The sequence below is a fragment of the Luteimonas flava genome (genome assembly GCF_036584485.1).
Taxonomy (GTDB): Bacteria; Pseudomonadota; Gammaproteobacteria; order Xanthomonadales; family Xanthomonadaceae; genus Luteimonas; species Luteimonas flava.
Window position 1 is genome coordinate 777,411 of sequence record NZ_JAZHBM010000001.1, and the last position, 20,885, is coordinate 798,295.

The following is a 20,885-nucleotide window of genomic DNA, read 5'->3' on the forward strand; positions in this document are numbered from 1 at the left end:
AAAAACACGTTATCCGAAGTTCACGCCATTTGCACGGCAATTGCCGTCGCTTCACCGCCCCCGATGCAAAGCGTTGCCACACCGCGATTTAGGCCGCGCGCCTTGAGTGCGTGAATCAGCGTGACGATCAGACGCGCGCCGCTCGCGCCGATCGGATGGCCAAGCGCCAGTGCGCCTCCATTCACATTGAGGCGGTCGTGCGGGATGCCCAGATCCTTCATCGGCGCCATCGCGACGTTGGCGAACGCTTCGTTGACCTCGAACAGGTCCACGTCTTCGATCGACCAGCCGGCCTTCTCGAGGACGTTGCGGATCGCGGTGACCGGCGCGGTGGTGAACCATTCCGGCTCGTGCGAGTGGCGGGCGTGCGCGACGATGCGGGCCAGCGGCTTGAGGCCGTGCGCGGCGGCCTCATCGGCCGAGGTCAGCACCAGCGCGGCGGCGCCGTCGGAGATGCTCGACGAGCTGGCGGCAGTCAGCACGCCGTCCTTGCCGAACGCGGCGCGCAGGGTCGGGATCTTGTCGGTCTGGATGCGGCCCGGCTGTTCGTCGGTATCGAAGGACACGTCGCCCTTGCGCGACGCCACGGTCACCGGAACGATCTCGTCCTTGAACGCGCCCGATTCGATCGCGTGCTTGGCGCGGGTCGCACTCTCGATCGCGTAGGCGTCGAGATCCTCGCGGCTGAAGCCGTACTTGTGGCTGGCGACATCGCCGAACACACCCATCGACTTGCCGTCGTAGGGATTGGTCAGCCCGTCCCACGCCATGTGGTCGAGCATTTCGGTGCTGCCGTAGCGGATGCCGGTGCGCGAGCCGTTGAGCAGGTGCGGCGCGTTGGTCATCGACTCCATGCCGCCGGCGACGACGAACTTCGCGGTGCCGGCCTTGATCAGGTCGTGGCCGAACATCACCGCCTGCATGCCCGAGCCGCAAACTTTATTGATGGTCACGCAGCCGGCCTTGTCGGGAATGCCCGCCGCCCGTGACGCCTGGCGCGCCGGTGCCTGGCCGAGGCCGGCCGGCAGCACGCAGCCGATGATGGCTTCGTCGATGAGATCGGGCGACACGCCGGCGTGTTCGAGCGCAGCGGTGATCGCGGTCGCGCCGAGAGTCGTCGTGGGAACGCCGGTGAACTGGCCGAGCATGGAACCGATGGCGGTGCGCTTGGCGCCGACGATGACGATGTCAGTCATGGGGGAGGTGACTCCAATAGGTGAACTGCATGGTCCGCGGATTATCGCACCCGGCGCGCGGCGGCGTCGCGCGCCTGGAGGATTCCCCGATGGCGCCGTCCGCGGATCACGGGTATAGATGCGGTAACAGGGGTGTATGCGGACACGCGGGCCGCAGATCACGAGGGAAAACGGATGTCGAATGCAAAGAGGGCGCGCAGAGGCGCGCGAAACACACCACGGACCTTGCTGGCCTGTGCGCTGGGAACAGCACTCGCCGCGTGCGGGGGCGGGGGATCGGGCGGTGGTCTCGTGATGCCCACGCCGCCGCCATTGGCGCCACCGCCGACCACGCCACCACCCACGGTCGTGCAGCCGCCGAATCCGGCGTACAGCCGGCATCTGGCTGACACCAATACCTACGCTGCGCACGATGCCGGGTTCACGGGACGCGGGGTGCGTATCGGCTTTCTCGACAGCGGCGTCAACCGCAGTCATCCGGCTTTGCGTGACCGGGTGGTTGCGAACCTGACGTACATCGGGGCCTCCGGCAACAACCTGTCGGTGGACGATGTCGTCGGCCACGGCACGGCTGTCGCGCAAACCGCCGCGGGCCGTCCCTTCGGGACATGGCCGGGCGGCGTGGCGCAGAACGCGGAGATCGTCTCCGCGCGGATCATCAGTGACAAGCCGCCGGAGGATGACGGTACGGGCGGCGGCAATGAAATCAATGGTCCGTTGGGGTTGACCGCGATCCATGGCGACCTGATCAGCCGGAACGTCAGGGTCATGAACAACTCCTGGGGTGGGCTGTATTGGACCAACCTGGCCGTCACTGCCCAGATCGCCGCCGAGTATCGGCCTTTCATCGTCAATCACGGCGGTTTGGTGGTGTTCGCCTCGGGCAACTCCGGATTCGCAAATCCGTCAGACACCGCGGCGCTGCCGAGCAAAGCCGGTACCAGCGGAACCACGCCTGCAGCAGACCTCGAGCGCGGTTGGCTCGCTGTGTCGGCGCTCGCGGAGAACAGCACCACGCAACTGGCGAGTTACTCGAACGCCTGTGGCGTTGCGATGCGATATTGCCTGGTGGCGCCGGGCACGGTGATCGTCACCGGCACCACCGATGCACCGGACGCGCCCACCTATTACCGCTACAGCGGCACGTCGCTGGCAGCCCCCCTCGTCTCGGGTGCAGCCGCGCTCGTGTGGGAGGCATTCCCGTATTTCGACAACGATCTCGTGCGTCAGACCATTCTCGGCACTGCGACCGACATCGGCGCGCCGGGGGTGGATCCCGTTTTCGGGTACGGCGTACTCAATGTGGGCAAGGCCGTGCGCGGCCCGGCGAAGTTCGACTGGGGCGACGTCACCGCGAACTTCAACAGCGGTACGTCGACCTGGGCCAACGACATCACGGGTGCGGGCGGGCTGATCAAGCGTGGCGGCGGGACGTTGAAGCTCAGCGGTGCAGCCGGATATGGCGGCGCAACCCGGGCCGAAGGCGGCACGCTGGCGTTCGAATCCTCCTCGATTCCGGGCGCGGCGACCGTCGCATCCGGCGCGGCGCTGCAGTTCGGCGGCGCGCGGGTCGGCGGCAACCTCGTCAATAACGGCACGTTCGCGGTTACGGGCAACACGCGTGCACGCGCAATCGCCGGCAACTTCCAGCAGGGATCGAGCGGGCGCCTCGCCTGGCAGATCGGCGCGCCACTCCAGGTGACCGGTACCGCGAGCCTCGCCGGCGAGCTGCAGGTGACCGGCGTCGTCAGTGGTTACACGACGCAACGACGCGAGAATGTCGTCGAGGCGGCGGGCGGCGTGACCGGGTTTTTCGGCAGCCTCACCAGTGGCCCGGGCGTTTTCCTGGAAGGCAATCTGCGCTACGACACGAATCTTGCCTGGATCGATGTCATCCGGCTCAACGTGACGGCTGCGGCGGCATCGTTCACGAGCATCACTCCGCAGTCCATGGGCGCGGCCGAGCGCGTCGAAGGCGCGTTCTCGCAGATCGATGGCCAGTCGTCGGTGGGCGATGGTCCGATCGCCGATGGCTTCATCCGCGCGGCCGGTGCATTTCAGGGCATCCAGAGCGAGGCCGCGGCGATCGCCGCGCTCGACAGCATGTCCGGCGCGCAACATGCGGCGGCGCTGACGGCCACGTTCGACAACGTCGACATGGGGCGGCGCGCGATCGCGTCGCGCGTGGGAGAGCTGGCGGCGCGCGATGCGGCGGCGGGCGTGTGGAAGACGTCGCTGGGGCAGGGCGGCAGCGGCGGCTTCGCACGTGACGGCTTCAGCGTCGATGGCTGGAGCATCGGCCGCGATCATCTGCTCGGCAACGGACTGGTCGCCGGGTTCGCGTTCGGCGAGCTGCGCGGCGACGGCATTGCCGCTGCGCGCGGGGATCGCAATCGCGACCGGCAGACACAGGCGCAGGCGTATCTGGCGCGCAGCTTCGGCGACAGCTACGTCATGGCGCAGCTCGGCAGCGGCCGCTTCGATCGTGACATGCAGCGCCAGCTGTTCGCAGGCGCGGACTGGCAGGGCGTGTCGACTCGCTACGCCGGCAGCTACACGCAGGCGGCGGTGGAGGCGGGCCATCAGTGGCGGCTCGGTTCGACCGCATTCGGTCCGTACGTCGGCGCCGAGCAGGTGCGGCTGCGCAGCGACGGATTCGACGAACGCGGCGGTGATGGCTTCGGCCTGCGCAGCGCGGGCTGGGATGTCGAGCGCAGCCAGGCGATCGCGGGCTTGCGCGCGCGCTGGGACGCGCCGGGATTCTCGCTGCACGGATACGGCGAATGGCAGCAGACGTTGTCGTCGAGCGGATTCGATCTGCAGGCGAGCTTCACCGGGATCGAGGCTTGGGCGCCGATCGCCGGATTCGCGCCGGCCCGTTCAGGGGGGCTGGTCGGTGTCGGCGTCGAATCTTGGCTGACGCCGCGCGCGCGGATGTTGCTCGGCGTCGATCGGCGCTTCGGTCCGCGGGGGAGCGACCGGATGGCGTCGATGCGGGTTGCGGTGGGGTTCTGACCTGCGTCTTGCTCGCAAAAAAGGCCGCCTTCGGGCGGCCTTTTCTTTGCGGCTGCGGCGATGCGGAAGCTGTACAGCGAGACGGAAGTTGTGCAGCGAGACGGAAGCTCTGTAACACCTCTCCCTTTGGGAGAGGTCGACGCGCGCCGCGCGTCGGGTGAGGGCAAGCGAGCCACAAGCCTCGTGACTTTCGCTGGCGATCTTGCCGATGCAGTTTTCACGATCGATCGCAGGCGCAACCCACGTATTCTCTACCCGTCTCCATCCCTCACCCGACGCGCGTTGCGCGTCGACCTCTCCCGAGGGAGAGGTGATGTTAGAGCCAGTTCGGAACGCCTCGCCCTCACCCGATGCGCTTTGCGCATCGACCTCTCCCGGAGGGAGAGGTGCAGAGCAGAAAAGGCGTGGCCGCGCGTGAGCGCGCCAGCACTCAATGCGCCGCGTAATGGATCAGCGGGCGTTCGTTGAGCGGCTGGACCTTGCGGTTGTTGTGGCTGTAGCGGGCATTGAAGCCGGCAATCTGGGCGGCGGACAGGGTCACCGGCGTGTCCAGCACGTACCACTCGACGTTCTCGGTCAGCGGCGGGGTGGTCAGCGAGCCGAGGTAGTGGTGATAGCTCTTGTCGCGCGGCAGCATGATCGCGATGTCTTCGCGTTCGATCTCGCCTTCGCGTGCATCGCCGAGCGCGTCCAGGACTTCGCCGGCGAGTTTGTTGGGGTCGCCTTCGCGGTACATCACCCCGACCACGGCGAGACGGCCGTCCTTCGCCTTGAATACGAAGTGGCCTTCGAGCGGGAACGATTCACCGTCGATCGTGTGTTCGCTGGCGGCATGGAAATGGAACTGCATCAGTTCGAAATGCCGTCCGCGGATCAACGCGTCCGGGCCGTGCGCTTCCACTTCGACCGAGTGACCGTTGTCCACGACCCGCAACGCAGCTTCGGTGTCGCGCAGCTCGATCGCCTGGGCTTCTTCCATGTCGCCTTCGGTCGCGACGGTGCGCTGGATGTCGATCGGCGACTGGCCCAGCGACGCGGGGTACTGCCACGTTTCCTGTCGCTCGTAGTCGTACTGCTGGGCGGACACGAACGCGGGTGTGAGCAACGCGGCAATGGCGACGACGAGGACACGGGAACGGGACGAACGCAGCATCGAACTCTCCGGAAGGATGGCGTCGCGCGACGCCGGCGCGTCAGCCTACACCGGCGATTGTGATGCAGCGTATGCGCGGGTCGACATCGCCAGATCCGGCAAGCCACACGCGTCCCGCCAAGAAAAACGCCACCCGAAGGTGGCGTTTTCATGACAGCTGCGGGGCGGCCGGATCAGCCGCCGCGCACGCGGCCCTGGAAGCGGGGCTGGGCGCGGCCCAGCGGCAGCTTCAGCTTGCCCATGGTCTCGATGCGTTCCTCGGCGAGGCGGTCGGCGGCCATGTAGGTCGGCACGCCGTCGCGCTCGGAGATCTCGAAGATGCGCGTCAGGTTGTGGTAGATCGTGCGCATCATGCGCATCGCGCGTTCGCGGTTGTAGCCGTCGATTTCCAGCGAGATGTTCATCACGCCGCCCGCGTTGACCGCGTAGTCGGGCGCGTAGAGGATGCCGCGCTTTTCCACTTCATCGCCGATCGCGTTGTTGGCGAGCTGGTTGTTCGCCGCGCCGCAGATGATCTTGGCCTTCAGGCGCGGCAGCGTCTTCTCGTTGACCGTGCCGCCCAGCGCGCACGGCGAGTAGACGTCGGCGTCGACATCGTAGATCTCGTCCAGGCCCACGGCCTCGGCGCCGTATTCGCCGACCGCACGTGCCACGCGATCCTTGTTGATGTCGGTGACGAACACCTTCGCGCCACGCTCGGACAGCAGCTTCACGAACTCGATGCCGACATGGCCCAGGCCCTGCACGGCGTAGCTGTAGTTGCCGACGTCCTCGTTGCCGAACTTGCGGTTGAGCGAGGCCAGCAGGCCCTGCATCGTGCCGTAGGCGGTGAACGGCGACGGGTCACCCGAACCACCGTGGACCTGGTGCACGCCGGTGACGAACTGGGTCTCGCGATACACGAGCTCCATGTCGTTGACGTCGATGCCGACGTCCTCGGCGGTGATGTAACGGCCGCCCAGCGACTCGACGAACTGGCCGAACGCGCGGAACAGGCCTTCCGACTTGTCGGCGGCCGGGTCACCGATGATCACGGCCTTGCCGCCGCCGAGATTCAGGCCGGCGACCGCGTTCTTGTAGGTCATGCCGCGCGACAGGCGCAGCACATCGTTGAGCGCGTCCTGCTCGGAGTCGTACGGCCACATGCGGGTGCCGCCCAGCGCCGGACCCAGCACGGTGTTGTGGATCGCGATGATCGCCTTCAGACCCACGTCCTTGTTGTGGCAGAACACGACCTGCTCGTGGCCGTAGGTGTCGAGGTGCTCGAAAATCATTCAAAACTCCGTCACGGGCGTTGGGCCCGACGTCTGGTGGCAGGAGGCGGCGTGGGGGCTGTGCGGGTCGGTCTAGGCGACCGGATGGGTCCGGCAGGGCCGCAGGGTGTGAGTGACCGCGGCATTTTACGCCCCAGTCCGGGCAATTGGTTGAAGGTGCAACTGCCGGGTCGGAAGGGCTTCAGGATCAAGTCGTTGCGGGGGGTTGGGCGTTGTCCGCTCGGCTCGCTAAAGATCTGGCTGACTGCAAAGCCGTCTGGGTCGCGGTGTGCTTGGAGCCGTCATCCCGGCGAAGGCCGGGATCCAGCGGCTTTCACTCTGCTGACCTCACGAATCTGCGGGCAGCCTTGCCGCCTTATTCAAACACCGCTCGGCTGCTGCAACCGGCAATCAAGTCACTGGATCCCGGCGTTCGCCGGGATGACGAGCGCAAATTGGCGACGCCCTTACAGGAAGACGATGTCCTTCCAACTCGCCTGTCTGCGGCTCGCATAGCCTGACGGTTCGCCCCCACCCAACCCTCCCCCGCAAGCGGGGGAGGGCTTCAAGCGGCAGGGGCGAGCGCTACAGCTGCGACTCGACCGGCAACCAGCGCACCACATTCGCGCTCACGCGCTGCAGGCGGGTGCTGTCGGGTTCCCGCTTCAGGGGGACGGGCGGGTCTTCGGCGCGGTCGAGCCAGCGCGTGTCGCCGTCGCCATTGAGGTAGACCCAGTAGCTCATGCCGGGCGCGGTCAGGTGCCGGTACTCCTCGAACAGCGCGGCGCCCAGTGCGGGGTCGTCGAACAACACACCCATCTCGGTATTGAGGTTGGCCGAGCGCGGGTCGAGATTGAACGAGCCGACGAAGCCGCGCCGCCCGTCGACCAAGATCGCCTTGGTGTGCAGGCTGGCGCCGCTGCTGCCGAACAGGCTGCTCGCGGCTTTCGCTTCCGCCTGGCTGCGGGCTTCGAACAGATGCACACCGCCTTCGAGCAGCGTCGTGCGGTAGCGCACGTAGCCGCCATGCACGGCGACCACGTCGTTCGCCGCCAGCGAGTTCGTCACCACCGACACGTGCACGCCGCGCTGGGCGAGGTGGACGAGTCCCTGGGTGCCCTGCACGCCGGGCACGAAATAGGGCGAGATCAGCAGCGCGGAGCGGTCGGCCTCGACAATGTCGCCGACCAAGCGCTCGACCAGCCAGTCCTCGCGATCGTCACCGCGCCATTTGATCGGCGGGTCGGACAGGATCTGGATGTCCTCGCTCCAGATCGGTGTCAGCGCCTGCGAGAAATAGCCGCGCACGCTCGGCGACAGCTCCATCGCGTCCAGATAGCGGCGCGCTTCCGCGCTGCCTGCTTCTTCCTGGATCTGCGCCAGCACCGCGCGGATCGTCGATTTGGGCTTGCGGTTGAGCGCCTCGATCGGAATCGCCGCCTCGCTGTTCCAGAAGTCGTCGAAGATCGCGCTCGCATCCGCCACGGCCGGGCCGAACAGCACCATGTCGAGGTCGTGGAAATTGAATTCTTCGGCCGCGCTGAAATACTCCACGCCCACGTTGCGCCCGCCGACCACCGCCACGCGGCCATCGGCGATCCACGCCTTGTTGTGCATGCGGTGGTTCACACCCCAGGCGCGCTGCACCATTTCCAGCAGGCGCATCACGCCGGTGCGGTTGCGGAACGGGTTGTAGACGCGCAGCTCGATGTTCTCGTGCGAGTCCATCGCCAGCAGCGTGGCGTCCATTTTTCCGATGCCCATGTCGTCGAGCAGGATGCGCACGCGCACGCCGCGCTCGGCGGCTTTCCAGGCTTCGTTGGCGAGCATCCGGCCGGTCAGGTCGTCGTGCCAGATGTAGTACTGCAGATCGAGACTGCGCCCGGCCTGGCGCGCGGAGATCGCGCGCGCGGCGTAGGCGTCCACGCCGTCGGGCAGCATGATCGCGCCGGTCTTGCCGGCGTGGCGCGCCAGCAGCGGCGCCAGTTCGCGGTCCAGCGGCGTGGCGTCATCGGACAGCGGCAGCGTCTGGCTCGGCCTGCCGGTTGCCGGCGGCAGCAGGTGATCGGCCACGAAGATGCTGCTCACCGCCATCACCAGCAGGGTGAACAGTCCCCAGCCGATCAGCTTCTTGACGCGCTTCTTCATGTGCAGGGGCTCGAGGTCATCCCGACAAGCATCGCAGATGCGCCGCCTGCGCGCCTTCGCGCGACCCGTCGCGGCGGCTGCGACCGCGCCGGTGCAGCCTGGACGCCATCGCGACCGTCATCGATCCGTTGCACACTGCGGCGGGGGATCCGTCGCTGTCCGCCCGGCAGGTCCGGGCGCGTTCGATATCTGCGAACCTCGGAGGCTTCATGGCAACCAGGAAGACCACGCGCAGCGCGGCGCGCAAGGCGACCACCCCGCGTCTGCTCGACGCACGCCCTGACACCGCGGACTTCCGCGACCGCATGTTCGAACCCACGCTGGTCGATGTGCCCAGCGAGATGCCGCTGTCGCGATTCGTCGCGTTGCGCGTGCCGGTGCTCGACCAGGGCGAGGAGGGCGCCTGCACCGCCTACGGCCTGGCGACGGTCGCGCACACGTTGCTGCGACGCCGACGGCCCGACCCGGTCACGCTGCGCATGAGCACGCGCATGCTCTACGAGATGGCCCGCCGCTACGACGAGTGGGAAGGCGAGGACTACGACGGCTCCAGCTGCCGCGGCGCGATGAAGGGCTGGCACCGCCACGGCGTCTGCGCCGACGACTGCTGGCCCGATGCCGCAGGCCCGCTGCACGAGGTCTATACCGAAGAACGCGCGCGCGCCGCGCAGGAACATCCGCTCGGTGCTTATTACCGCGTCAACCACAAGGACCTCGTGGCGATGCACGCCGCGTTCGCGGAAGTCGGCGTGCTCTACGCGTCGGCCGCCGTGCATGCCGACTGGATGTCGCCGCCGAAGTCGGGCGTCATCGAATGGACCGAGCAGCCGATCGCCGGCTACCACGCATTCGCGATCGTCGGCTACGACCGCGACGGCTTCTGGATCCAGAACTCCTGGGGCACCGGCTGGGGCAAGCGCGGTTTCGGCTGGATCAGCTACGACGAATGGCTGCAGCGCGGCACCGACGTCTGGGTCGCGCGCCTCGCCGTGCCGGTGCGCCTGCAGCGCGTGCAGGCCGTGGCCGCCAGCAACTCGGCGCTGGCGCGGCAGTCGAACGGCTACTCGCAGGCCGACCTGCGCCCGCACATCGTGAGCCTCGGCAACGACGGCCGCCTGCGCACCAGTGGCCGCTTCGGCACCAGCCAGGACGCGGTGCGCAATCTCATCCGCGAGGATCTGCCGCGCATCACGCAGAACTGGCCGAAGAAGCGCGTGATGCTCTACGCGCACGGCGGCCTCGTGCCGGAGCAGGCCGCGATCCAGCGCGTCGCCGACCTGCGCGAACTGATGCTGCCGCAGCAGATCTATCCGCTGTGTTTCGTCTGGAAGACCGATTTCTGGAGCACGCTCGGCAACATCCTGCGCGATGCTGTACGTCCGCGCAGCGAAGGCCTGATGGACAAGGCCAAGGGCGTGCTGCTGGACCGCATCGACGACACCATCGAACCCCTGGCGCGCGCGCTCGGCGGCAAGGCGATGTGGAACGAGATGAAGGAAAACGCGCTGCTCGCGACGACGGCCGTCATCCGCAACGGCGATCAGCTCACCGAAGCCGGCGGCGCCGCGCAGGTGACGCGCCTGCTCGGCGAATGGATGCAGGCCGATCGCAGCGTCGAACTGCACCTCGTCGGCCACAGCGCCGGCTCGATCCTGCTCGCGCCGCTGGTGCAACTGCTCACGGCCGACGGTCTCGTGTCCACCGGCCCGGCCGCGAGCATGCAGGGCATCGGCCAGCGCATCGCCAGCCTCAACCTGTGGGCACCGGCGATGACGATGGCGCTGTTCGAACAGAGTTTCGCGCCCGCGCTCGCTTCGGGGAAGATCGCGCACGCCGGGCTGTTCACCCTGAGCGACCGCGCCGAACAGGACGACCACTGCGCCCGCGTCTACAACAAGTCGTTGCTGTACCTCGTCGCCCACGCCTTCGAAGAACGCGCCCGCAGCTGGGTGCGCCGCGAGTACCGCAACGGCACACCGCTGCTGGGCATGGCGCGCTTCATCGAATCCAACGGCGCGATCCGCGACCTGCTGGCGACCGGCAAGCTCGACTGGATCCAGGCCCCGGTGCAGGGCGATCCCACGCATGCGGCGGATGGCAGCGCAGCGACGAGCCATGGCGGCTTCGACGATGACAGCGCGACGCTGCAGGCCACGCTGTGCAGGATTCTGGGAGAGCGCAGCACCACGGCGCCCGTTCGGATTCACCGGTCGGAATCGGGGCTTGCGGATTGCCGGGCGCGGTTGAACGAGGCCCTGGAGCCGGTGGGGCGGGGGTGATTCGGGCGGTCTGACCCGGTGCGCAAGTCGCTGGGCCCCGGCGTGACCAGACATGCGTCTGTTGAAAGCCGCCGTGGGTCGGCGTGAGAGGTGGTTATCGGGCGCTTGAGCCCTCAGAGCGAAGATCAACTGGATGACCAATCCTTCAGCTGTCGAAAGGTTTTTTCGCGTGCGATTGGATGACGGTGTGAGGTCTGCGTGCCCCGGTAGCGCCGCACACTGCGCGAAAGTCAAAATGGATCCCAGCTTTCGCTGGGATGACGGGCCAAAGCGGCAACGTTCCACTTAACCCGTCGCCCCAGCGGAAGCTGGGGCCCATTTTGATCGTTGTGTTCAGATGCATCGGCGCACGGCGTTCGCGTCAAGAAGCAGGAAGATTTGTTCGACGTCGATCAATGTACGTCGGCCATCGCAGCTCATCTGACTGACGCCCGCCAAACATATCGTCGAGTCAAATGGCACACCCGCAAAAGATCTCCCTCGCCGTGCCCAGCCCCGATCCAGACCCCAACGTCGACACTCTCTGGACCATCGGTCACTCGACGCGGTCGTGGGACGATTTCCGCGCACTGCTCATCCACTGGCGTATCGAGGCCATCGTCGACGTGCGGCGGTTTCCCGGCTCGCGCCGCTATCCGTGGTTCGCGAGCGAAACGATGGCCGAGCAGTTGTCGGCATCGAACATCCACTACCACTGGCTCCCGCAACTTGGCGGCCGTCGGCGCGCGCAGCCCAACTCGCCGAATGGCGCGTGGCGCAGCAACGCGTTCCAGGGCTACGCCGATCACATGACCAGCGACGAGTTCGCGGACGGTCTGTCGCGGACGCTCGCCGTCGCCGCGCAACACCGCACCGCGCTGATGTGCGCCGAGGCGTTGTGGTGGGGCTGCCACCGGCGCCTGATCGCCGATCTGCTGACCCATCGCGGTGTCGAGGTCTGCCACATCCTCGATATCGGCAAGGTGCAGCCGCACGTGATGCATCGGGATGCGCGGCCCGCGGGCCCGGACCTCGTCTATCCGCCGGCGCAGGCGGGGTTGTTCTGAGCCAATGGATCAGGGCGTGTCGAGGGACGCCTGCAAGGCCGTCGCCAATGCGGCATCGCCGCTGACGAGATCCGTCCAGCGCAGTTCTAGACCTTTGCGCTTGCCCTTGGGGACGAGCTTCAAGCCGTCGGGATCGATGGTGAGCGAGTAGGCGTCTTCGCCGATACGGACTTCGCGCTTGAGGGGCTTGTCGAGTGGGGTCATGGGATGCTCCGAGAGGCGGATCTGGATGCTGCGCCTGATGGTGTCGACGGCAGGCAAGGGCGGCGGCGCTCCATGTCCGGGCGGAAGTCGCTGGGCCCCGGCGTGCGCCGGGGCGACGGGATGGTTTTGGGTTTTGCCGATACCGCGATTAGCTGAGACCTGGCCGCATGCCGATGCAGTGAGGGTGCTCTTACGAACGATCGCACGTTCCGAGGGCGCGGCGCCCCGGCGCGAGCTGAAGATCAAGAAGATCAAAATGGGCCCCAGCGTTCGCTGGGGCGACGGCTAAAGATCCCCAGTGCGAAGCCGTCATCCCAGCGAACGCTGGGATCCATTTTGATTTTGTGCGCCACGCTCACAGGACAAAGTAGGCGACCTCAAGACCCGTCGCCCCGGCGCGCGCCGAGGCCCAGCGACTCTGCTCTCCAGCCCGACCAGCCGAACACCCCACACACCCGGCGAATGCCGCACCGCAGCATATTTTCAGCCGAAACAGCTCCCCGCCCGCCGCTACAATCGACGCATCTTTTGTCCCCGCAGGAGCGCGCCATGAGCACGCCGGCCAACCAGCTTCCCGACCGTCAGCCCGAATCGTCCCCGCTGCGCTTCGTCACCGCCGCCAGCCTGTTCGACGGGCACGACGCGGCCATCAACATCATGCGGCGGCTCATCCAGTCGCAGGGCGCGGAGGTCATTCACCTCGGCCACAACCGCAGCGTCGAGGACGTGGTGCGTGCGGCGCTGCAGGAAGACGCCGACGGCATCGCGCTGTCGAGCTACCAGGGCGGGCATGTCGAGTACTTCAAGTACATGGTCGACATGCTGAAAGAACGCGGCGCCGGCCATATCCGCGTGTTCGGCGGCGGTGGCGGCACGATCACGCCCGAGGAAATCCGCGAGCTGCAGGGCTACGGCGTCGAGCGCATCTATCACCCGAACGACGGCATGAAGATGGGCCTCGTCGAAATGATCGAGGACGTCGTCAACCGCGCCGCGACCGCGCGCGATGCCGCCGTCCGTGACGGTTCCAGTCACGCGCCCGACATCGACGACGAAATCGGCCTGGGCCGTGTGCTGTCCGCGCTCGAAGACGGCAGCATCAGCGAGACCGAACTCGCCAAGCTGCGCAAGACCTGGCAGCTGGCCGGCGGCAAGACGCCCGTCATCGGCATCACCGGCACCGGCGGCGCGGGCAAGTCCTCGGTCACCGACGAACTGCTCAACCGCTTCCTCGCCAGCTTCCCGCAGATGCGCATCGCGGTGATCTCGGTCGATCCCACGCGTCGCCGCAGCGGTGGCGCGCTGCTCGGCGACCGCATCCGCATGAACTCGCTGCGCAGCCATCGCGTCTACATGCGCTCGATGGCCACGCGTCGCCAGAATGTCGCCACCAATGCGGTGCTCAAGGACTGCATCGGCTTCCTCAAGAGCCTCGCCTACGACCTCGTGATCGTGGAAACCGCGGGTATCGGCCAGTCGGATTCGGAGATCGTCGATCTCGTCGATTTCCCGATGTACGTCATGACCAGCGATTACGGCGCGGCCAGCCAGCTCGAGAAGATCGACATGATCGATTACGCCGAGCTGATCGTGCTCAACAAGTACGACAAGCGCGGCGCCGAAGACGCTCTGCGCGATATCCGCAAGCAGTGGAAGCGCAACCGCGTCGCGTTCCAGACCGCCGATGCCGACGTGCCGGTGTATCCCACCATCGCCAGCCAGTTCAACGATCCCGGCGTGACCTGGATGTTCGACAACCTGTGCCGCCTGCTGCGCGAGAAGACCGGCGCCGGCAATGCGGGCCAGTGCAGCTTCCAGCCCGGCCTCGACACCTCGCTCAAGGAACCGCGCGCCACCGTGCTGATCCCCGGCGCGCGCGTGCGGTATCTGGCCGAGATCGCCGAATCCGGCCGCCGCATCAACAGCGACATCGAGCGCCAGGCCGAAGCCGCCGACCGCGCCCAGGCCATGTGGCAGGCGCTGCAGGAACTGGGCGACGCCCAGCTGCCGAAGGCGCTCGATCTCTACCACTCCGATGACGTCGCGCCCGAGCGTGCCGCCGCGCCTGCGCCCGTCAACGGCGCGGGCGGCGTTGCACCGGCCGCCGTCGTCGACAGCCCATCCCCCGCAGTCCCCGCCGACCCCGTCCAGGCCGGCACCGCGCCTGACCCCAACACCGCGCGCGAACTCAGCACATCTTCCTCCGGGAGAGGTCGCACCGCAGGTGCGGGTGAGGGCGGGGCTTTCGCAGCCAACCCCGTCGACCGCTCCCTCCTCACCCTGCGCCAGCGCTACAACGACGCCATCCAGGCCCTCAGCAGCGAATCACTCAAGCTCCTGCGCGAATGGCCGCAGCGCCTGAAATCCATTACCGACGAATTCACCGAGTACCAGGTGCGCGACAAGTCGATCAAGGTCGACAACTACCGCGACTCGCTGAGCCACCAGAAGATCCCCAAGATCGCCGCGCCCACCTACAAGAGCTGGGGCGAGCTGCTGACCTTCCTCGGCAAGGAAAACCTGCCGGGCAGCTATCCCTACACCGGCGGCGTGTACCCGTACCGCCGCACCGGCGAAGACCCGATCCGCATGTTCGCGGGCGAGGGCACGCCCGAGCGCACCAACCGCCGCTTCCATTACCTCTCCGTCGGCCAGCCGGCCGCGCGCCTGTCCACCGCCTTCGACAGCGTCACCCTGTACGGCGAAGACCCGGCGCCGCGCCCGGACATCTACGGCAAGATCGGCAACTCGGGCGTCAACATCCCCACGCTCGACGACATGAAGAAGCTCTATTCCGGCTTCGACCTGTGCGCGCCCACCACGTCGGTGTCGATGACGATCAACGGCCCCGCGCCGATGATCCTGGCGATGTTCATGAACTGCGCCATCGACCAGCAGGTGGAGAAGTACCTCAAGGCGGACGACGCCCGCTGGCAGGAGGCGGAAAGCCGTCTCGCCAAATTCTTCGAAAGCCGCGAGCGCCCGCGCTATCACGGCGAACTGCCGCCCACCAATGACGGCCTGGGCCTCGGCCTGCTGGGCGTCTCCGGCGACCAGATGGTGGACGCCGACACGTATGCCGACATCAAGGCACGCACCCTCGCCACCGTGCGCGGCACCGTGCAGGCCGACATCCTGAAGGAGGACCAGGCCCAGAACACCTGCATCTTCAGCACCGAGTTCGCGCTGCGGATGATGGGCGACATCCAGCAGTACTTCGTGGATCGCAAGGTCCGCAATTTCTACTCGGTCAGCATCTCCGGCTATCACATCGCCGAAGCCGGCGCGAACCCGATCAGCCAGCTCGCTTTCACCCTGAGCAACGGCTTCACCATCGTCGAGTACTACCTCGCGCGCGGCATGCGCGTGGACGACTTCGCGCCCAACCTGTCGTTCTTCTTCTCCAACGGCATGGACCCGGAATACACCGTCATCGGACGCGTCGCCCGCCGCATCTGGGCCCGCGCCATGCGCGAGCGCTACGGCGCCAACGAACGCAGCCAGATGATGAAGTACCACATCCAGACCAGCGGCCGGTCCCTGCATGCGCAGGAGATCCAGTTCAACGACATCCGCACCACCTTGCAGGCGCTCTACGCCCTGTTCGACAACTGCAACAGCCTGCATACCAACGCCTACGACGAAGCCATCACTACGCCCACGGAAGAGAGCGTGCGCCGCGCCGTCGCCATCCAGATGATCATCAACAAGGAAATGGGGCTCAACTTCATCGAGAACCCCTGGCAGGGCAGCTTCGCCGTCGACTACCTCACCGACATCGTCGAAGAGGCCGTCTACAAGGAGTTCGAAGCCATCAGCGAGCGCGGCGGCGTGCTGGGTGCCATGGACACCATGTACCAGCGCGGCAAGATCCAGGAAGAGTCCATGTACTACGAGCACAAGAAGCACGACGGCTCGTTGCCCCTGGTGGGCGTGAACATGTTCCTGCCCAAGGAACACGCCGGCGAGATCGCCACCGAGATCGAACTGATCCGCAGCACCGAAGAAGAGAAGGGCCAGCAGATCGAGAACGTCTGCAACTGGCAGGAAGGCCGCAATGCCCTCGCGCCCAAGGGCGAGACTTCACACGCCCATCAAGCCGACGCCGACGAGCAGGCGCCGATGGTCCACGACGGGCATGGTCTGGCGTATCTTCAGAATGCGGCGCGCGAACGGCGCAATGTGTTCGAAGCGCTGATGGAAGCGGTGAAGACGCATAGCCTGGGGCAGATCAGCCATGCGCTGTATGACGTGGGTGGGGAATATCGACGGAATATGTGAAGTTATGAAAAGCACTGCAGCCGAAGTTTGAAATAGGGGGGGTATGCAGCTAGTTTCTTTCTCGGTAAAGAACTACCGTAGTATTACTGCGGCGTACAAGCTTCCAGTCAGGCAAAGCACGATATTGATTGGACCCAATAACGAGGGCAAATCAAATGTATTACGAGCCCTGGCGATATGCCTGGAGATCCTTCGGACGATGGGCGGCTCGCGGGTTACAGGTGGGCGTCTGCGTTCTTACTCCTATGCGGGTAGAAATGGATACAGTTGGGCTGATGATTTCCCGATCTCTTTACAAGAAAAATATCCAAAGGGAGAGTCGATTTTCGACTTAGAATTTAGACTCGATACACCGGAGATCGCCGAATTTTCCGCTGAAGTAAGAAGCAATCTTAACGGAACTCTGCCGATCCAGTTATCACTTGGAGTTGGCGCGCCTGGATTCAAGGTGGTTAAGAAGGGTCCGGGCGGTCCTGCGCTCTCCGGAAAGGTGGGGGCGATCGCAAAGTTCATATCCAGACGAATCAACGTCAATTACATTCCCGCCATCCGGACATCAGAGGCTGCGGAAGAAATTGTGTCGCGAATGGTAGATCGTGCGCTCAGCGAAGTTGAGGGCGACCCCGCCTACGAAGAGGCGCTGGCTGCCGTTTCCCGTTTGCAGCAGCCTGTGCTCGATAGAATATCGGAAAGTATAAAAATTACTCTTGGAGAGTTTCTACCTAAGGTAAAGGATGTGCGCGTATCTATACCTTCCGAGGCTAGATACCGTGCTCTGAGGCGAGCGTGTGAGATCGTGGTCGACGATGGAACGCCAACTCCTCTGGCGAGGAAAGGTGATGGCGTTCAAAGCCTGGCGGCTCTTAGCCTGATGAGGCACGTATCAGCGTCTTCGTTCTCTGGCAAAGATCTCATTCTGGCGATCGAGGAGCCGGAATCTCATTTGCATCCAAGTGCAATCCATCAACTAAAGGACGTGCTCATCGAGATTGCACGTTCAAACCAGGTCATTATGACCACTCACTGTCCATTATTTGTGGACCGTACGAGTATCAAGTCAAACATAATTGTTAACAACCGGAAGGCTGTGCCGGCGAAGAACGTTGGCGAACTTAGGTCTGTGTTGGGTGTGAGGGCGTCTGATAATTTGCAGCACGCAGAGCTGGTTCTGATCGTGGAGGGCGAGGAGGATCGGCGATCGCTTAGGCCACTACTGTCTGCCGTGTCGAAGGTGCTAGGCGCGGCGCTCGCAAACGGTTCGTTGGGAATCGAATCTTTACAGGGTGGGTCTAACCTTAGTTATAAATTAAGCCACGTTAGGGAAGCGCTTTGTATCGCCCATTCGTATTTGGATAATGATAAGTGCGGAACAGATGCGGTAGCGAAGGCCCAGCGCGACGGTTTGATTGAGCTAGTTGATGTGACTCTGACCGTCTGCCAAGGTGCAAAAGAGTCTGAGTTTGAGGATATAATTGACGAGGCATTATATGGTTCCATGCTTCTCACGAAGTATGGCGTCTCGACGCACTCACCAAAGTTCAAAGGTAATGGTAAGTGGTCCGATAGGCTGCGCGAAGCGTTTAAACACCAAGGTAAGCCTTGGAGCGACGCGATCGAGGCGCGTGTCAAGGCGGATGTTGCTGAGCTCGTGGAGGCCTCCCCCAACAATGCGCTTCATTTGCATAGGCGGCAGAGTGTAGATGCCCTTGTCGTTGCACTCGAATCGAAGCTGAGCAGCATCGCTATTTCAAAGAAGTGACAGTTCTGAAACGGACCTGATCCGCCAGCCGCGATGGGCGCCCTCGCAGTCTGGCTACGACAGGCTGGTAAAGCGCTTTCATAACGGGTCCAGGTTCGCTATCTAGATGCTTAGAGTGGCTAATTATAATGAAAGAGAATGAATTAACACTGCAAATTTTAGACGCTGCTACTGCTAAAGCTGTTCGAGATAGAGCTCGCGACCGCGCTGCCCCCGCATACCCCACCAGTGCAGCGCTTGAAGAGTTTCAACGGGTCGTTCATCGCTATGTCACATGCCTAGCCTTTGTGGTAAAGGGGTTTGCACTGATTAGCGAGTCGCTGCCAGATGCGAAGTCACCGACGCAGAATATTTTCGTCGGAAATGGACCTCCTGGTGAGGGTGATGCGCTTTCGCGGATTCGCGTAGAAGAGGCGCACGATTACTTAGCGAAAGATGGTTTTTTCACAGATGCGATAACTAAATCTTTAATTGTTAGAATATATGCGGAGTGGGATGAGAAATACAGGGCCGCCATTGGCTTAGAGTGTGGCGTCAGCGTAGGCGGTGTTTCAAGCGATCTGATGGGTGATTTGCGCCACATCAGGAACTGGATTGTGCATAAAAAATCTATAGCACCTCCGAACTTTAGATCGTTTGCGGTGTTGCAGTGGAGGGTTACGGCTGGGGAGTTCTTTGCCGTGACTCGGGGTGATTTTGAGGATTTAATAATTGAAATTAATCGCATGGTGGTTTCAATTGGTGATCGCATTGACTAAAGCGTGGTAACGGGGGCAGGTTCACTTATCTAGGATGACGCCGCGTGAGCGGTGACGTAGGCCAGTCAGGGGGACGGCATGCGACAGGGATTGAAGCGGGTGGCGCATCGCCGGGACGATGCGCTGACAGGGGTGCGGTGGGACCGGCTGGAGCATCTGCTCGCAGCGTACTACCGGGAAGCGGGCTATCAGGTCGAGCATGTGGGGCGGGCGCCTCGGCCGGACGGTTCCATGGCGGCGTCGATCTGAAGCTGCAACGCGACGGTCGGGTCGTGCTGGTGCAGGTCAAGCACTGGAACGCCTACAAGGTGCCGCACAACGAGGTGCATCAGCTGATCGGGCTGATGGTCAACGCGCGCGCCGATGCCGCGACCCTCGTGACCAGCAGCGAATTCACCAATGCCGCGATCGAGGCCGCGACCCGCAACGGGCTTGCGCAGCTGATCGACGGCGCCGAACTCCGCACCATGCTCGGCTCACCGCTGAAGAGGCCAGCGATTGATGCACCATTGGTGAGGCTGCGGTTCATTCGGTCGGACGACTCGTTTCCAACAGTCGACGGGTTAGCGGCGTAACGGGTTAGCAGCGAGAAGAAGACTATGAATCAGAAGCGTGACGCCTCAAGCCGCATTTATCTGATCGGTCCTGACGGACGGCAGGCGATCGAACTCGCCGCTTCCCGATACGACCGAGAGGCAGACTTTCAGGAACTGCTCGCAATGCACCCGGCCCTGATGGACGGGCGTCAAATGGATCCAGACAGCCCCCGTCGATGGTTGCTGATCGCCAAAGAGGCGAGCGTCCCCGATGCCGAGGTAAGCCGATGGTCTCTGGACCATTTGTTTGTGGATCAGGATGGCGTCGTGACGCTTGTCGAGGTGAAGCGCAAGTCCGATACGCGTTTGCGTCGTGAGGTTGTCGGCCAGATGCTCGACTACGCGGCGAACGGCTCGTTGCGGTGGACAGCTGCCTTTCTGCAGGAAGCTTTCGCTGCGACATGTGATCGTGCCGGTGTGGATCCCGACACGGCGCTCGAGGAATTCCTGCAGGACCCGGATCGCGCGGAGGCGTTCTGGCAGGGCGCAGAGTCGAACCTCCGGGCCGGAAGAATGCGACTGCTGTTCGTCGCGGACGAGATTCCCGCAGAGCTGTTGCGCATCGTCGAATTTCTGAACGAACGCATGTCGCCGACCGAAGTGCTTGCGCTCGAGTTGCGCTATTTCTCGGGTGGTGGCTACAGCACACATGTTCCCAGGGTGCTTGGTCGCACCTTGGCGGCGGTGGCACAGAAGGAAATCTCCGGTGCACGAACGAATGCTCGTCGCATGTGGACGCGTGAGAGCTTCCTTGCAGATCTCCAAGGGCGCACTGACAGTGAGGTCGCGGACAAGGTTGCGGCTTTTCTGGCGGAGTGCGAATCGCATTTTGAAGTCACTTGGGGAACTGGCGCGCAGACTGGTTCGTTTACACCACGCCGATCGTCAGTCTCGGCGAGAGGTCCTATCTCGGTGTTCTCGGACGGCAGGCTCGACATCAAGTCGTCCTGGTTGAACGATAGTCCTGCCGCCATCGCCTGGCGCGATCGGATCAAGCCGCGTCTTGAGTCGATGGGCTGGCAGCAGGCGATCAGTAGCGATAGGGAAGTGACGCTCACCGTCCCTGCGGCTGAATGGCTGCCGCGAGCCGAACAGCTGTTCGCTGCGATCACTGATTGAGTAGAATCAGCCAAAGTTTGCAAGAGGTGCGGGAGGGGATCCCGCGCTGGAATCGTTCAACCAGGATGACGCCGCGCT

General features: G+C 64.4%; 14 protein-coding genes. 9 read left to right on the forward strand and 5 right to left on the reverse strand.

Features of this window, described 5'->3' with window-relative positions; translation table 11 throughout:
* Positions 1–20: 20 nt before the first annotated feature.
* Positions 21–1,196, reverse strand: a complete 1,176-nt coding sequence (locus V3391_RS03730; protein WP_332077055.1) for a thiolase family protein — start codon at positions 1,194–1,196, stop codon at positions 21–23.
* 174 nt (positions 1,197–1,370) lie between these two features.
* Between V3391_RS03730 and V3391_RS03735 the strand changes: the two genes are divergently transcribed.
* Positions 1,371–4,211, forward strand: a complete 2,841-nt coding sequence (locus tag V3391_RS03735) for a S8 family serine peptidase (RefSeq protein WP_332077056.1) — start codon at positions 1,371–1,373, stop codon at positions 4,209–4,211.
* Positions 4,212–4,641: 430 nt separating this feature from the next.
* On the opposite strand, the gene V3391_RS03740 is transcribed toward V3391_RS03735, so the two are convergent.
* The 3 genes from V3391_RS03740 to V3391_RS03750 all read right to left on the reverse strand — a co-directional run bounded on the left by V3391_RS03740 (position 4,642) and on the right by V3391_RS03750 (position 8,765).
* A complete protein-coding gene (locus V3391_RS03740; RefSeq protein ID WP_332077058.1) occupies positions 4,642–5,364 on the reverse strand; it encodes a carbonic anhydrase in 723 nt (240 codons plus the stop codon).
* Between the two features lie 173 nt (positions 5,365–5,537).
* Complete coding sequence (locus V3391_RS03745; RefSeq protein WP_232135726.1) at positions 5,538–6,638, reverse strand: Glu/Leu/Phe/Val dehydrogenase dimerization domain-containing protein; 1,101 nt, start codon at positions 6,636–6,638, stop codon at positions 5,538–5,540.
* 564 nt (positions 6,639–7,202) lie between these two features.
* Positions 7,203–8,765 carry a phospholipase D family protein gene (locus V3391_RS03750; RefSeq protein ID WP_332077059.1) on the reverse strand — a complete coding sequence of 521 codons (1,563 nt, stop codon included), beginning with the start codon at positions 8,763–8,765 and terminating at the stop codon, positions 7,203–7,205.
* A 209-nt stretch (positions 8,766–8,974) separates the two neighbouring features.
* On the opposite strand from V3391_RS03750, the gene V3391_RS03755 reads away from it, so the two are divergent.
* Together V3391_RS03755 and V3391_RS03760 are read left to right on the forward strand one after the other, a co-directional pair.
* Positions 8,975–11,044, forward strand: a complete 2,070-nt coding sequence (locus V3391_RS03755; protein ID WP_332077060.1) for a C1 family peptidase — start codon at positions 8,975–8,977, stop codon at positions 11,042–11,044.
* Positions 11,045–11,499: 455 nt separating this feature from the next.
* Positions 11,500–12,090, forward strand: coding sequence for a DUF488 domain-containing protein (locus tag V3391_RS03760; protein ID WP_332077061.1), 591 nt, complete (start codon positions 11,500–11,502; stop codon positions 12,088–12,090).
* Positions 12,091–12,099: 9 nt separating this feature from the next.
* On the opposite strand, the gene V3391_RS03765 is transcribed toward V3391_RS03760, so the two are convergent.
* On the reverse strand, positions 12,100–12,294 hold the full coding sequence (locus tag V3391_RS03765; RefSeq protein ID WP_232135723.1) for a hypothetical protein: 195 nt from the start codon (positions 12,292–12,294) through the stop codon (positions 12,100–12,102).
* Between the two features lie 549 nt (positions 12,295–12,843).
* Between V3391_RS03765 and V3391_RS03770 the strand changes: the two genes are divergently transcribed.
* The 6 genes from V3391_RS03770 (at position 12,844) to V3391_RS03795 (ending at position 20,807) form a co-directional block, all read left to right on the forward strand.
* The gene (locus V3391_RS03770; RefSeq protein ID WP_332077062.1) at positions 12,844–16,575 is read left to right on the forward strand and encodes a methylmalonyl-CoA mutase family protein; all 3,732 of its coding nucleotides are present in this window, start codon (positions 12,844–12,846) and stop codon (positions 16,573–16,575) included.
* A gap of 43 nt (positions 16,576–16,618) precedes the next feature.
* Positions 16,619–18,334 (forward strand): ATP-dependent nuclease, encoded by a 1,716-nt coding sequence (locus V3391_RS03775; protein ID WP_332077063.1) that lies wholly within the window; start codon positions 16,619–16,621, stop codon positions 18,332–18,334.
* Between the two features lie 128 nt (positions 18,335–18,462).
* Positions 18,463–19,092 carry a hypothetical protein gene (locus V3391_RS03780; protein ID WP_332077064.1) on the forward strand — a complete coding sequence of 210 codons (630 nt, stop codon included), beginning with the start codon at positions 18,463–18,465 and terminating at the stop codon, positions 19,090–19,092.
* 78 nt (positions 19,093–19,170) lie between these two features.
* A complete protein-coding gene (locus V3391_RS03785) occupies positions 19,171–19,341 on the forward strand; it encodes a hypothetical protein (protein ID WP_332077065.1) in 171 nt (56 codons plus the stop codon).
* Positions 19,342–19,364: 23 nt separating this feature from the next.
* Positions 19,365–19,667, forward strand: a complete 303-nt coding sequence (locus V3391_RS03790) for a restriction endonuclease (protein WP_332077066.1) — start codon at positions 19,365–19,367, stop codon at positions 19,665–19,667.
* Between the two features lie 24 nt (positions 19,668–19,691).
* A complete protein-coding gene (locus V3391_RS03795; protein ID WP_332077068.1) occupies positions 19,692–20,807 on the forward strand; it encodes a hypothetical protein in 1,116 nt (371 codons plus the stop codon).
* The last annotated feature ends 78 nt before the right edge of the window (positions 20,808–20,885 follow it).